This window comes from Comamonas brasiliensis (assembly GCF_018292285.1).
Classification (GTDB): Bacteria; Pseudomonadota; Gammaproteobacteria; order Burkholderiales; family Burkholderiaceae_C; genus Comamonas; species Comamonas brasiliensis.
The window spans coordinates 910,042-922,868 of the sequence record NZ_JAANES010000001.1; the positions used below are offsets into that span (position 1 = coordinate 910,042).

Here is a 12,827-nt window from a genome sequence, read left to right on the forward strand (position 1 = left end):
CAAGATTTTTTGAAAGGCCGCTCTTGATCAAGGGTGGCCATGATTTTTTCTGGGTAGATAACAGCAAATGATGGATGGTTTGATAACCGGCCGACTCACCGGCGTTCCCGAGAGTCGCGTAGACCGCAACCGCCGCCCCTATATGGTGGCCCGCATGCGGGCCAACGCAGGCGACGGCTCCTCGATCCCCGTGAATATCGTCGCTTTCGACAATGCACCTTGCGCCGTACTGCGCAGTCTCTCCGAAGGCGATGCGATTGCCCTGCGCGGCAGCTTCACGCCCAAGGTCTGGATCGACAGGCAGGACGAGTCCCACGCCGTGCTCGACGTGGTGGCCCAGCAGGTGCTGGCTGCGCCCTCGATGTCCGACCTCTGATGGCCGCACCGCGCCATACAAGCCCGCTACCGTGAAGGAGCGGGCTTTTTTGTGGGCGCTTGGCCCGCGGCATTCAGTGCATCCGGGCTTGCATGGCAATCCGTAGTTTGCATCTGAGCAATCTGTCTAAGAAACAGCGCTCGGGCACCTGAAACTGGCGCTACAGTCTTAGCCACTCTCAATCTTCCGTACAAGGAATCTGCATGTTGAACAAGCGCTCGCTTTTGCGCACCACATTGGCCGTGGCTGCTGCGGCCACGCTGGGCTTTGCTGCCCAGGCCCAGGACAAGACCATCAAGATCGGCGTGACCGCCGGTCCTCACGCGCAGATCATGGAAGTGGTGAAGAAGGTCGCCGCCAAGAACGGCCTGAACCTCAAGGTCATCGAGTTCGGCGACTATGTCCAGCCCAATGCGGCACTGGCCGCCGGCGATCTGGATGCCAACAGCTACCAGCACCGTCCCTATCTGGATGCCCAGATCAAGGATCGCGGCTACAAGATCAGCTGGGTGGCCGACACGGTGAATTTCCCCATTGGCATCTATTCCAAGAAGATCAAGGCCTTGTCCGAGCTGTCCACGGGCGCCAAGTTCGGCATTCCCAACGACCCCACCAATGGCGGCCGCGCGCTGCTGCTGCTGCAGACCCAGGGTCTGATCAAGCTCAAGGAGGGCGCGGGCCTGAAGGCCACACCTCTGGATGTGGTCTCCAACCCCAAGAAGCTCAAGTTTGTCGAGCTGGATGCGGCCCAGCTGCCACGTTCGCTGGACGACCTGGAGGCCTCCACCGTCAACACCAATTTCGCGATCTCTGCCGGTCTGAATCCCAAGAAGGATGCGATTGCGCTGGAGTCGGCCAAGAACCCCTATGTGAACATCATGGTGGTGCGCGATGCCGACAAGAACCAGCCCTGGGTCGCCCAGCTGATCAAGTCCTATCACTCCGACGAGGTGCGCCAGTTCATCGACAAGGAATTCAAGGGCTCGGTCTTCCCGGCGTTCTGATGACCTCCTGAGGCGCTTTGCGCCGGCGCCCTCAAGGGGGCGACAGCCTCGCTGCACGGCGGCAATTGCTGGCTGTCTCCTTGATGGGGTGGAGCCTGTTTGGCGGGCATCGAACCCAGCGCTGCACTTGCAGCGCTTTTTTATTGCTCTCTATTGCATAGCTGCTAGCGCTTGTTATCATTGGTTTTCAGGTAAAAAACAACCTGAAATCCTTTACTGGATGGCGCTGGCAGCTCCTTTATTCAAGAGTCTGAAACCACTCGGCGATAGGGGCACGGCTCGTGCGCGTCTGGTTGACGGGGGCGGACTCGTCGGCCCAGCCCAGGGCCAGGCCGCAGACGATGTGCTTGCTGTCGGCCAGGCCCAGCACACGGCGCACGGTGGCCGGATACGAGGCCAGGGCGCCGATGGCGCAGCTGCCCAGGCCCATGGCGGCGGCTGCCAGTTGCAGGCCGTAGAGCGTCATGCCCAGGTCCATATAGCCGCCGGGGCCGTAATGGGCGTCGATGGTGACGACCAGCGCCACGGGCGCATCGAAGAAGCGGTAGTTGCGCGCAAACTGCGCTTCGCGTCCGGCGCGGTCGTCGCGCGCCACGCCCAGGGCGCTGTAAAGCGCCTGGGCCGAAGCCACCTGGCGCTTGCGCAGCTGCATGGGCATGGGACGCGGAAAGTAGGCGTAGTCCTCGCATTCGGGCACCTGGCTTTCAACGTCCTGCAGCAGGGCGGTGGTCAGTTGCTCGCGCAGCTTGCCGCGCACTGCGATCAGCTGGCCGGGCTGCAGATTGCCGCCGCTGGGCGCCTGGCGCGCCGTCATCAGCAACTGATGCAGCAGCGCATCTGGCACGGCTTCGGGCAGGAAAGCACGTGTGGAGCGGCGCTGCTGCATCATTGCCATGCCTGCCGGCAGGTCGATGCTTTCAAGTGCTGTGGCGGTTGAACCTTTGCTGGACATGGGGTGGTAGCTATCAAAAATGAATTCAAGGGGCGGCTTGCAGCCATTGCACCAGGGTTGCTGCGCCGATGCCGCCGGCTCCGGCAATGGCCGCCAGGCCGAGTGCGGCCCTGGCTGTCGAGGACTGGGCCTGATACTCAAGCTGGGCCAGGCAGCGCACCAGCGCAATCGCGCCTGACGCGCCGATCGGGTGGCCGCGCGCCAGGCCGCCGCCCGCGCTGTTGATCTGCTCGGGAGCCAGGCCCATGGCGGCGCAAAAAGCCAGGCCTTGCACGGCAAAGGCATCGTGCAGTTCGATTACCGACAGATCCTGTGCCTTCAGCTGTGGGCTTGCCAATGCCTGGCTGCCCCTGGCCAGCGCCATCTGCGCTGCCGCAATCGCGGCCAGCAGCGGTGTTTCCGGCGCGGCGCCCACGCTGGCGCTGGCCAGCCATTGTGCGCGGGGCTGCAGATTCCAGCGGGCGCAGGCCTCGGGCGTGGCCAGCAAAAGCAGGGCCGCACCATCGGCCTTTGCAGAGACGGTCAGGGGGCTGAGGGCGTGGGCCGTGATTTCGTCGGCACTCGCACCCTCATAGCTGCCCCGGGCCAGCACCGGCATGCGCGCGGCACGTGCGGGCTGCAGCGCACGCGGATAGGCATCGGCCGCAAGTCCTGCCACAGCCACGATTTCGGGGGCGAGCTGCGCCTGGGCGGCCAGGGCCCGGTTGTGGCTCAGCAGCGCATACTGCTCCTGCTGACTGCGGCTGAAGCCATGCGTGAGCGCATAGTCGGCAGCCGATTGCAACATATCGGGATCGCGCTCGGGATCGGGGGCAAATGGCGGGCGCTCGTAGCTCTGGGCTTGCTCGCCGGGGTGCAGCGGGCGGGTCTGGCGAATAGGGGCGCGGCTCCAGGCCTCAATGCCGCCGGCAATCACCACCTCGGCCTGACCTGATTGCAGCAGACCCACAGCCATGGCCACCGCATCCAGGCCCGAGCAGCACTGGGTATCGATGGTGTGCGCGGCGCAGCCGTCGGGCAGGCCTGCGGCCAGTGCCAGCATGCGTGCCGGGTTGCCGCCAGCGCCCAGGGCGTTGCCGATGACGACTGCGTCCACGGCATTGGCCGGCAAGCCGCTTTGCTGCAGCAGTGACAGCAGCAGCGGCCGGCCCAGCTCATGGGGACTGAGCCGAGCCAGGGCCGAGCCGATCGGAGCCACCGGGCTGCGGGCCCAGGCAATGATGGGAGTCTTGCTTGGCATGGGCCTCAACTCTGCCATGGCCGCAATGCGGGGAGCTGGGCAGGGGATATGTCAGCATCGGCAGGCGCTGTCATCCGGGCGCGCAGGGCCTGGGCCAGTTGGCCGTGGTCGGTCTTGCCGCTGGCTGTCTGCGGCCAGTGCTCGCAGATCCACCACTGGCGCGGCACCTTGAAGGCTTCGGTGCGCTCGCGCAGCCACTGGTTCAGCTCCAGGGCCGAAGGCGTCTCGGTCTGCGGCCTCCATTGCAGCACCGCGTGTACCTGCAGACCGCGCAGCGCATCGGCCTGACCGTGCAGCGAAACCTGGGCAATCGCCGGGTGGCTGGCCAGCAGGTTCTCCACTTCCTCGGGAAACAGGTTCTTGCCCTGGGTGACGATCATGCGGCTCTGGCGTCCTGCCAGGCACAGCATGCCGCGTTCGTCGATATGCCCCATGTCGCGCACGGACAGCCAGTCGCCATCGCGCAGCACGGCCGTGGCGTCATGGGCATCGCCCACATAGTCCATGAACAGCATGGGACTGCGGATATAGATCAGACCGTCGCTGGCGTGGCTGGTGCCATGCTCGGCCAGCGCATTCTCGGCGGCGTCGTTGCCGGTGGGGCGAATGGATAGCTCCACATTGCTGAATGGCCTGCCCACCGCCTGCGGGCCGCTGGCTTCGTCGGCATCCATCCAGGCCACAAAACTGGCCTCGGAGGCGCCGTAGAACTCGATGATGCGGGCCTTGGGGAACAGGGCGCGCAGCGCCGGCGTGTGGGCGCGCATCCAGCGCGCGCCGCTGATGGTGATCAGTTCGACCTCGGGAATCGGTGCGAGCTGCCGATGCTCCGCCCATTGCAGCATCAGCAGCAACTGGCTGGGCACGGCGACAAGGCAGGGCGTATCGCCGCCCGCCAGGGTTGCGAGACAGCGCGAGGCAGAGAACTTTTCCTGCATGACGGCGCCGCAGCCATACCAGATGCCTTGCATGGCCCCGAACAGAAACAGCGAGTGCGAGATGCGCCCTGGTGCCAGCGTGCGCTGAGCGACGACGGGGCCGAAATCCTGCAGGCCGACGCGAAAGCTCTCCGTCCACGACAGATGGTGGCGTTTGAAGCCCTTGGGCAGGCCGGTGCTGCCCGAGGTGAAGCCGGTATAGAAGGCGGCTGTCGGTGCTGCCGATTCCAGCTCGCTGAGCTGCCCGGGCAGCCAGCCTTCAATGCGCTGGCGCACGGCCGGTTGCCAGTCGGGGTCGGCGACCGCCGCGCAGCGGCCGCTGCGGATCACGGCCAGAAAGTCCACCAGTCGCTCCAGCGTGGAGCGGCTGGCATCCAGCAGCAGCATCTGCGGCGCGCGTTGCGCCACCAGGCGTGCCGAGCGCAGTTCGACCTCCGCGTGCAGCCGGCTAAAGGTCCAGGAGTCGGCCTCGCTCTGCAAGGCCACCACATCGGGTCGGTGCTGCGCCCAATGGGCCAGCGGGCCATGCACCAGTTGCCAGAAGCCTTGCAGCGGCGCGGCAGCGGACAGCGCCTTCATCGGCGACCGCCAAAGCGCCAGTCAGGCAGACCGCGTGCCACGGTGTGAACAATCAGGGCGCAGAGAATGCATTTGATGAAGTCGCCGGGCACAAAGGCCAGCGTCACGGCAAAAGCCTGACTCAGGCTCATCTTGGCGATCAGCATCAGGCCCAGCACGCCAAAGGCGTGCAGACACAGCAAGCCGCCGAGCACGGAGGCGATGAAGGCGCTCAGCGCCGCGCGGCGTGGCGTGCTTTGCGGCAGGGCGGCCATGATGGCGCCTGTCACTGCGGCGGCCAGCGCATAGCCGATCAGATAGCCGGCGGAAGGTGCCATGAAGACGCCGATGCCGCCGCGGCCGCCTGACAGCAGCGGCAGGCCCACGGCCACGGCCGCGAGAAACAGCGCCATGGATTGCATGCCGCGCCAGGGGCCGAGCATGACGCCGGCCAGCATCACGCCCAGCGACTGGATGGTGATGGGCACGCCGAACGGCAGGTCGATCTTGGGAATCAGGCCCATCACGGCCATCAGCGCCGCGAACAGCGATACCTGGGCCATGGAGCGTGCGCCGCCGCGCGATACGGTGTGAGAGGGAGTGGTGGTCATCAACAGTCTCCTAGAAGCCAAGTCTTGCCCAGAGGGCGTCGGCCACACGGCGCGTGGCCTGCAGCATATGAATCGTCAGCGGTGCAATCAGGCGCAGGCCGCCGCTTTTGCCGGTGCGCAGCCGGTATGCTTCGTCCAGCTTTTTCCATTGCACAAAGAAATGCTCGGTAAAGCGCAGCATCAGCGCAAGCTGCATGGCCACGCGCTCGGTGGGGATGCCCAGGCGGGCCAGAGGGGCCAGCAGCCATTCCAGCACCTCGACGAGATCGCTGGGGCGAGTGGTCACGGTCAGCACAATGCCCAGGGTGGAGGCGCAGACCAGCCGAAGGCTGCTGACGGCCGCCAGCACCGGATTGCCCATCAGCACATGAAAGCCCGCCACCAGCAGCGCCGCGACGATGACCGAGCGCATCAGCCGGCGTGCCACCTGGGTGGCCTGGCCCAGCGATATCCAGAGCAGCAAGCAGGCTGCGCCGCAGCCCGCCAGCACCCAGGGGCTGGCTATCAGGAACAGCAGCGTGCCAAAAACCGCCAGCAGCAGGAGCTTGAGGCCGGCCGACCAGCGGTGCAGCCAGGTCGCAACTTCGCTGTAGAGGCTACCCATGCAGGTCTCCGTGGGAGGTTTTCTGCATCAGCTGCTCCCGCACGGAAGTCTCGTAGGCGCCGCAGATGTCGCGGCCCGGGCCGTCGCCGCGCAGCCGGCCCTGCTCCAGCCAGATCACGCGTTCGAAGTCGCGCACATGATCGAGCACATGGGTGGAGACCAGCACCTGTTGCGGTGCGGCGGCGATATCCTGGGCCAGACGGGCCTGACCGGGCAGGTCCAGGCTGGCAAAGGGCTCGTCCAGCAGCAGCAGATGGGGGGCGGCAATCAGCAGCGAGAGCCAGCACACGAGCTGGCGCTGGCCCTGGCTCAGGCTGCTGACGGCTCGCTCGGCCCAGTGGGCCAGACCGCGTGCGGCCAGCAGCTCGCGCGCCCTGGCTCTGGCCTGCTGCCTGTTCAGGCCCTGGGGGCGCAGCCCCAGCGCCAGTTCTTCCTCCACGGTGGGGAAGATGATCTGATCGTCCGGGTTCTGGAACATCAGGCCGACAAGGCCCGGCCGGTTCTGGCGCGCCTGCAGCAAGGGCATGCCATCCACCAGCACCTGTCCGGCCTGAGCTAGATCGAGCCCGCAAAGCAGGCGGAACAGGCTGGACTTGCCCGCGCCGTTGTTGCCGATCACGCCGATGCGCTTTTGCGTCAGGCTCAGGTTCAGGCCGTCGAACACCTGGGTCTGGCCGCGCTGCAACCGTATGTCGACCAGCTGCACGCCTTGCGGGGCCAGGCTCTGCAAACCATCGCTCATGCGCCGGCTCCTGCTGCGGGAACGGCAGGGCTGCAAGGAGCCGGGCCGGGATGTGGATGGCAAAAAACGAAAAGAGCTGACATACGAGGGAATCTGAAACCTGCCCCGGCTTCAAACATGCGAGGCAGCGTTGGTGGCGGATTCTAGCGCTGTGAATTTGCTTTCAAAAGTCCGCCATCTGAGCTCTTTTTATGTGAATTTTCTATAAGAAATGATTTCTTTACCTGGGATGGCCGCCTGTTGCCGTTTGCCCCGCATTTCGTGGCAGTTGCACGCCTGATGGCAGCGTGTTGCAGAGTGAAGATTTTCTGTGTGCCGTTCATGTCTGCTTCAGGGGCTAACTCCGCTCAATCTGCATGAGCGTCGGCTTGAGAATCCACGATATTGGCCGTGGATAGCCTTGTTTTGACGTGGCTTGCAGGGTTGGTGAGGGCAAGCCTGCTGCAGGTGTCTATTGTCAGGCGTGCAAACCGGCACGGGATTGGCGGCTTTCGGGCTCAAACAGGCAGTTTGCAGGCACCAAATATTTTTCTGAAAATCGTCCTTGATCTGTCCGGACATGAAAAAAGCGGGCACCGGGCCCGCTTGCTGCTGTCCGACTATGCGGATGACCTGCCTAGAACTGGTAGCTGAGGCTGGTTCCGGCCATCCATTGGCGCCCCGGGGCCGGCTCGTAATAGCGTCCGTTGCCTTCGTTGACGATGACCGAGCCCACATAGTTCTTGTCGGTCAGATTGTCTACGCGGGCAAAAGCACTGAGCTTCCAGGCACCCAGGCGCCGGGTGTAGCCCACGCTCAGGCTGGCCACGTTGTAGCTGGGGGCATAGACCTGGTTTTTGTCGTCGGCGGCAATTCGGCCCACATGGCGCCAGTCCAGACCCACGCGCCAGTCGGTGGCGGGAAGCCATTCCAGCCCCAGGTAGCCCAGATGCCTGGCCGTGCCGGCGATGCGGTTGCCGGCGGGAATGCAGTCCTGGCCCTTGCTGTCGCAATAGCCGCTGCGCAGGCTGGCGTCGAGCAGCGTCAGCGCGCCGTTCAGGCGCAGCTGGGGCATCAGCCAGGTGCTGCCGCTCAGCTCCATGCCGCGGCGGCGGGTTTTGCCGGCGTTCTGATAAGAGGCGCGGCCACTGTCGTTGCTGGCCACCACGATTTCATTGTCGGTCTGGGTCTGGAACAGCGCGGCAGACCAGTCGCCGCGCAGGCCGGCCAGGTTGAAACGTTGCTTGATGCCCAGCTCGGCACTGGTCGATACCGCAGGCTTGAGGCCGAAGTTCAGGCCGCCCACCAGATCGGGGCGGTACGAGATCTCGTTGAAGGTCGGTGTTTCCATGCCGCGACCCAGCGAGGCATAGACATTGGTGTCCTGGTTGAGCTCGTGCTGCAGCGAAACCACCGGCAGCAGCTTATGGAATCCGGCATTGCCGCTATCGTCTTTGTCAGCCAGGAAATGGTCGCGCGACTGGAACTGCACATTGCTCCAGCGCAGGCCGGCATCGAGCTTCCAGCGCGGAGCGAAGGCCCAGGAGGCTTGCAGATAGGGGTCGATGCTGGTGAGGGTATTGCGCTCGTCGCGCACCAGCTCGCCGACCACGCCCAGTTGGTTGCCGACAAAGTTCTTGTAACCCTGGCGATCTTCCCTGACGGTATTGGCAGCCAGGCCGGCAATCAGGCTCAGGCTGCCGCTGCCCAGCTCGTACTTGCCGCTCCAGCGTGCATCGATGCCGCCATAGTCGCGCTTGAGCCCTATCACCCCGCCTCTGTAGCCGGACTGTGAGGCCTTGGGTGTGGACTGAAACTGCATCATTTCGCGTTGGCCGGCATAGGCCATGAGGCGCAGCGCCTGGCCGCCATCCAGCTGGCGCTCATAGGTCAGGCCGGCCTGTGTCTGCTTCACGCTTTTGCGCGAGTCGTAGAGCAAGGGGTTGGACGCCACAGCCTTCGGATCTGCCGCCCAGTCCTTGGGCGTGATGCCGCCGGGGTCCTTGGCATCGATGTCCACATGGTTGGCGACCAGGGTCAGCTGGCTGTATTCGTCGGGCTTGACATCGATACGGGCGTTGAACAGGTTTTTGTCCGCCGCGCTCTGGGCCCGGTAGCCGTCGGTCAGAAAACGGCTGGCGCTGAGCACATAGCCAATCCCGTTGGTTTCGCCCTGAGCCTTGAGGCCCAGTCGCTTCTGGCCGTCGCTGCCTAGCGCAAAGCTGCTTTCCACCGAGGGCGCACCCTCGCCGCGTTCGGTGTAGGCATTGATCACGCCGCCAGAGGCGTTGCCATAGAGCGCGGAGTAGGGGCCGCGCAGCACTTCCACGCGCTCCAGCGAGGCGATATCGATATTGTTGGTCTGGCCCTGGCCATCCGGCATGGTGGAGGGAATGCCGTCCACGTAGATCTGTATGCCGCGCACGCCGAAGGTGGAGCGTGCGCCAAAGCCGCGAATCGACAGCTGCAGGTCTTGCGCGTAGTTCTGGCGGTTCTGCAGCTGCAGGCCCGGAGCGGCGCTCAGGGACTCCGAGAGATTGACCTGCAGATTGCGCTCGCGCATGCGCTCGCCGTCGAGCACGGTGACGGAGGCTGGGGTCTGCTCCAGTGCAGACTGCTGCAAGGTGCTGCGCACGGTGACTTCGGACAGCTGGGGCAGGTCCGGCTGGGTGGCGGCTTGCTGGGCCATTGCGGACTGTGCCGTCAGCAGCAGTCCGGCGGCGGCCACAGGCCAGCCTGCCAGATGACAAAGGCGCGAAAAATCCATGTAAATATCTCTGGGGCTTGGGGTGGGCGTTCGGTGCCCTGGATGATTTGCAAGCGTCTGCTGACACAGTCCATTGCTGCGACACGCCGCGCTTTCAGGCATGGCGCATACGCGCCGTTGTCGGCGCTGTGGCAGGTTAGGTCTCAGGCAGCTTGCAGTGCTGGGTCGATTGTATTTGGGCAGCAGTGTTTTGATGTTTTTGCCGTAGATGTCCTTCTTGCCCGTGCTGGAGCCTTACCCCAGGTTACAAGTGACGCGACTTACATGCGGCAGCTCGGGCTCCGTGCAGCGACGCCGTTGGGGTAAGATGGCGCCGCGCTCCGGGGTGCACGCCAGTGCTGAGATCTACACCCGCGAACTTGACCCGGTTCATACCGGCGGAAGAAGAGCTTGCAAGCTGACCTCAGGGCAGTGCGTTCTCGCATGGTCAGCAAGCCTTCGGAGCATGACGTCCCCGCTCTCGAAGGAATTTCATGGACAAGGCCGCTTCGCTGGTCGCCGATCTGCTTGCTTTCATCGCAATGGATGACTGCACCGACGACCAGTTCAACCAACTCGCCCTGCGCCTTTTCGCCTATCAGTACGAATGCAATGCTCCGTTTCGCAGCTTTTGCCAGCGACGCGGTGCCACGCTGCGCAATGTCAGAAGCTGGCGCGATGTCCCTGCCGTGCCCATCGATGCCTTCAAGGCGATGGAGCTGCGCAGCGAGCCGCCATCGCCCGCCGAGCGTGTATTCATGACCAGCGGCACCACAGGCCGCGCTGCGCGCGGACGTCATTTTCATCCGCAGCTCGATGTCTACGACCTGTCCATGAAGCGCTATTTCGCCCGACGCTTCATGCAGGGTCTGGAGCGCATGCCCATGGGCATTCTGTTTCCCGATGAGCAGGCCATGCCCAATTCCTCGCTGGCCCACTATCTGGCACTTGCCCGGTCCGAATTCGGTTCGGCCGGCAGCCGCTACTACCTGAACTCGGAAGGGCTGGACATGCCGGCCCTGTGCGCCGCGCTGGAGGAGTCCGAGCGCAGCGGCCAGCCGTTTGCCCTGCTGGGCGCGAGCTTCAGCCTGGTCCATGTCATGGATGGCCTGCGTGAACAGGGCCGCAGCTTCCACCTGCCTGCAGGCAGCCGCATACTGGATACGGGCGGCTACAAGGGGCAGTCGCGCGAGCTGCCCCTTGACGAGTTCTATGCCGAGCTTTCACAGCTGCTGGGCGTGCCGCGCAGTCTGTGCATCAATATGTATGGCATGACGGAGCTGAGCACCCAGTTCTATGACGATGGCAATGCGGAGCTGCCTTCGGTCAAGTCCGGTCCGCACTGGATCCGTTCGCGTCTGGTCGAGCCGATCACCGGCAGGGACGTGGCGGCTGGTGAGCGCGGCATTCTCGTGCATTGCGATCTGGCCAACTACAACGCGGTGACCACCATCCTGACCGAGGATGTGGGCCTGTGGGCCGGCCCGCAGGAAAAAGACGGCTTTTTGCTGCTGGGGCGCGCCGAGGGCGCTGCCGCCAAGGGCTGCTCGCTGGCGGTTGAAGAGTTTGTGAAAGCTGCCGGCGCATGAGCGAGCAGCGCAAGCTACAGCGGATCAAGGCTGGCTATCTGCCCGGTCTCGGCGACGACGAAGTGCAGTGGCAGACGCTGGACTTCGAGCCCCGGGACGGCCAGAGGCTGGAAGTCAGCGTGCCTGTGCTGACGGCACCGCAGATGCAGGCACTGGCCTGCCGTGTGCGCAAGGCCGCAGCCATCCATCTGCGCTCCATGCCGGTGGCCGAGATCATCGATGCTGTCGATCGTGCGATGGCCCGCCTGCTGGATCGCAACGACATCTACCGCCAGCAGGCCGAAGCCTGGCTGCCTGTGGTCAGTGGCTATGACGCCGATATGGTGCGGCTGGGGCTGACAGGATTTTTCAAGACCTTCCGCGCAGCGCAGCTCAAGCGCTTCGTGGCCGAGGATTTTGCCAACCCGGCAGTGCTCGACGGCTTTCAGCCGGCAGCCAAGGGCGGGGCCGTACGCGCTTTCGGCCCGGACCTGCTGGTGCATAGCTGGGCCGGCAACGTGCCTGCGCTGTCGCTGTGGAGCCTGGTCTGCGGCTTGCTGGTCAAGGCCCCTGCGATCGGCAAGCTGGCCAGTGCCGAGCCCCTGTTTGCTGGCTGGTTTGCACGCCTGCTGGCCGAGGTCCACCCTCCGCTGGCCGATTGCCTGGCGGTGGTCTGGTGGCGCGGCGCGGGCGGCGAGGAGGCCGACGCGCTCTATGCCCAGGCCGATACGGTGCTGGCTTACGGCGGCAACCAGACTCTGGATGCACTGCGTCGTCGCCTGCCCGTGACGACGCGCTTTTTGCCCCATGGCCACAAGCTGGGCTTTGGCCTGATCGGTGCGCAGGCGCTGGATACGCTCAAGGCTCCGGGCATGGCAAGGCTGGCCGCCTGGGACGTGATGCGCTACGACCAGCAGGGCTGCTATTCGCCCCATGTGTTCTATGTGCAGCGTGGGGCGCCGGTCTCTCCGCGTGCTTTTGCCGACTATCTGGCCGCCGAGCTTGCCAATCTGCAGCGACGATTCGCACGCCGCGAGCTGGATCTCGAGGAAGGGGCGGCGCTGGCCCGCTGGCAGCAGAACATGGAGTGGGGCGGTGACGCACACCAGCTGCTGGGGCCTGTGGATGCGCCCTGGAGCGTGGCCTACAGCGAGAGTCTGCAGCCCCTGGTACCGACCGCGCTGTACCGCACGATAGCCGTGGTGGTCGTGGACCGTCTCGATGCCGTGCTGCCCGTGGTGGCCGCTCAGCGAGACTATCTGCAGACCGCCGGCATTGCGGCCAGCCCCGAAGAGCTGTACCGCCTGGCCGGGCTGTTGGGTGCGGTTGGCGTCACGCGTATCAGCGCCATCGGCTCCATGAGCATGCCCGAGGCGGGCTGGCACCATGACGGGCGCTTCAATCTGCTGGATCTGGTGCGCATGACTGAGATCGAGCAGTCGGCTGAACTGGCGGCCCAGCCACTGGCCTCTTATGCGGACTGAGGGAGTGGATACAGCCGTGGCATTC

General features: G+C 64.8%; 12 protein-coding genes. 5 read left to right on the top strand and 7 right to left on the bottom strand.

Features of this window, described 5'->3' with window-relative positions; all coding sequences use genetic code 11:
• Positions 1-70: 70 nt before the first annotated feature.
• Both DJFAAGMI_RS04115 and DJFAAGMI_RS04120 read left to right on the top strand, forming a co-directional pair.
• A complete protein-coding gene (locus DJFAAGMI_RS04115) occupies positions 71-376 on the top strand; it encodes a single stranded DNA-binding domain-containing protein (RefSeq protein WP_230629988.1) in 306 nt (101 codons plus the stop codon).
• A gap of 203 nt (positions 377-579) precedes the next feature.
• On the top strand, positions 580-1,380 hold the full coding sequence (locus DJFAAGMI_RS04120) for a MetQ/NlpA family ABC transporter substrate-binding protein (protein ID WP_211456044.1): 801 nt from the start codon (positions 580-582) through the stop codon (positions 1,378-1,380).
• 238 nt (positions 1,381-1,618) lie between these two features.
• Here DJFAAGMI_RS04120 and DJFAAGMI_RS04125 read toward each other — a convergent pair whose 3' ends face one another.
• The 6 genes from DJFAAGMI_RS04125 to DJFAAGMI_RS04150 are packed head-to-tail and all read right to left on the bottom strand — an operon-like array spanning position 1,619 to position 7,025.
• Positions 1,619-2,332: a nitroreductase gene (locus DJFAAGMI_RS04125; RefSeq protein WP_419095588.1), complete on the bottom strand. Its 714-nt coding sequence runs from the start codon at positions 2,330-2,332 to the stop codon at positions 1,619-1,621.
• Between the two features lie 25 nt (positions 2,333-2,357).
• Positions 2,358-3,572: an acetyl-CoA C-acyltransferase gene (locus tag DJFAAGMI_RS04130; protein ID WP_211456045.1), complete on the bottom strand. Its 1,215-nt coding sequence runs from the start codon at positions 3,570-3,572 to the stop codon at positions 2,358-2,360.
• Positions 3,573-3,577: 5 nt separating this feature from the next.
• Complete coding sequence (locus tag DJFAAGMI_RS04135; RefSeq protein WP_211456046.1) at positions 3,578-5,089, bottom strand: AMP-binding protein; 1,512 nt, start codon at positions 5,087-5,089, stop codon at positions 3,578-3,580.
• Complete coding sequence (locus DJFAAGMI_RS04140) at positions 5,086-5,679, bottom strand: biotin transporter BioY (protein ID WP_211456047.1); 594 nt, start codon at positions 5,677-5,679, stop codon at positions 5,086-5,088. Before DJFAAGMI_RS04140 ends, DJFAAGMI_RS04135 begins: the two co-directional genes overlap by 4 nt.
• Before the next feature lie 10 nt (positions 5,680-5,689).
• Complete coding sequence (locus DJFAAGMI_RS04145; RefSeq protein WP_003055722.1) at positions 5,690-6,283, bottom strand: energy-coupling factor transporter transmembrane component T family protein; 594 nt, start codon at positions 6,281-6,283, stop codon at positions 5,690-5,692.
• On the bottom strand, positions 6,276-7,025 hold the full coding sequence (locus DJFAAGMI_RS04150) for an energy-coupling factor ABC transporter ATP-binding protein (RefSeq protein WP_211456048.1): 750 nt from the start codon (positions 7,023-7,025) through the stop codon (positions 6,276-6,278). The genes DJFAAGMI_RS04145 and DJFAAGMI_RS04150 overlap by 8 nt, the downstream gene beginning before the upstream one ends.
• A 390-nt stretch (positions 7,026-7,415) precedes the next feature.
• Between DJFAAGMI_RS04150 and DJFAAGMI_RS04155 the strand changes: the two genes are divergently transcribed.
• Complete coding sequence (locus DJFAAGMI_RS04155) at positions 7,416-7,658, top strand: hypothetical protein (RefSeq protein WP_211456049.1); 243 nt, start codon at positions 7,416-7,418, stop codon at positions 7,656-7,658.
• Here DJFAAGMI_RS04155 and DJFAAGMI_RS04160 read toward each other — a convergent pair.
• On the bottom strand, positions 7,642-9,771 hold the full coding sequence (locus tag DJFAAGMI_RS04160; protein ID WP_211456050.1) for a TonB-dependent receptor family protein: 2,130 nt from the start codon (positions 9,769-9,771) through the stop codon (positions 7,642-7,644). The two genes, DJFAAGMI_RS04155 and DJFAAGMI_RS04160, sit on opposite strands and share 17 nt — an antisense overlap.
• Positions 9,772-10,244: 473 nt before the next feature.
• On the opposite strand from DJFAAGMI_RS04160, the gene DJFAAGMI_RS04165 reads away from it, so the two are divergent.
• Together DJFAAGMI_RS04165 and DJFAAGMI_RS04170 are read left to right on the top strand one after the other, a co-directional pair.
• The gene (locus tag DJFAAGMI_RS04165) at positions 10,245-11,339 is read left to right on the top strand and encodes a LuxE/PaaK family acyltransferase (protein WP_211456051.1); all 1,095 of its coding nucleotides are present in this window, start codon (positions 10,245-10,247) and stop codon (positions 11,337-11,339) included.
• The gene (locus DJFAAGMI_RS04170) at positions 11,336-12,802 is read left to right on the top strand and encodes an acyl-CoA reductase (RefSeq protein ID WP_211456052.1); all 1,467 of its coding nucleotides are present in this window, start codon (positions 11,336-11,338) and stop codon (positions 12,800-12,802) included. Before DJFAAGMI_RS04165 ends, DJFAAGMI_RS04170 begins: the two co-directional genes overlap by 4 nt.
• The last annotated feature ends 25 nt before the right edge of the window (positions 12,803-12,827 follow it).

Coding starts and splice junctions, on each gene's coding strand:
- DJFAAGMI_RS04135 (WP_211456046.1), bottom strand. CDS start 5,089: ATGAAGGCGCTGTCCGCTGCCGCGCCGCTGCAAGGCTTCTGGCAACTG.
- DJFAAGMI_RS04170 (WP_211456052.1), top strand. CDS start 11,336: ATGAGCGAGCAGCGCAAGCTACAGCGGATCAAGGCTGGCTATCTGCCC.
- DJFAAGMI_RS04165 (WP_211456051.1), top strand. CDS start 10,245: ATGGACAAGGCCGCTTCGCTGGTCGCCGATCTGCTTGCTTTCATCGCA.
- DJFAAGMI_RS04140 (WP_211456047.1), bottom strand. CDS start 5,679: ATGACCACCACTCCCTCTCACACCGTATCGCGCGGCGGCGCACGCTCC.
- DJFAAGMI_RS04150 (WP_211456048.1), bottom strand. CDS start 7,025: ATGAGCGATGGTTTGCAGAGCCTGGCCCCGCAAGGCGTGCAGCTGGTC.
- DJFAAGMI_RS04115 (WP_230629988.1), top strand. CDS start 71: ATGGATGGTTTGATAACCGGCCGACTCACCGGCGTTCCCGAGAGTCGC.
- DJFAAGMI_RS04160 (WP_211456050.1), bottom strand. CDS start 9,771: ATGGATTTTTCGCGCCTTTGTCATCTGGCAGGCTGGCCTGTGGCCGCC.
- DJFAAGMI_RS04130 (WP_211456045.1), bottom strand. CDS start 3,572: ATGCCAAGCAAGACTCCCATCATTGCCTGGGCCCGCAGCCCGGTGGCT.
- DJFAAGMI_RS04125 (WP_419095588.1), bottom strand. CDS start 2,332: ATGTCCAGCAAAGGTTCAACCGCCACAGCACTTGAAAGCATCGACCTG.
- DJFAAGMI_RS04120 (WP_211456044.1), top strand. CDS start 580: ATGTTGAACAAGCGCTCGCTTTTGCGCACCACATTGGCCGTGGCTGCT.
- DJFAAGMI_RS04145 (WP_003055722.1), bottom strand. CDS start 6,283: ATGGGTAGCCTCTACAGCGAAGTTGCGACCTGGCTGCACCGCTGGTCG.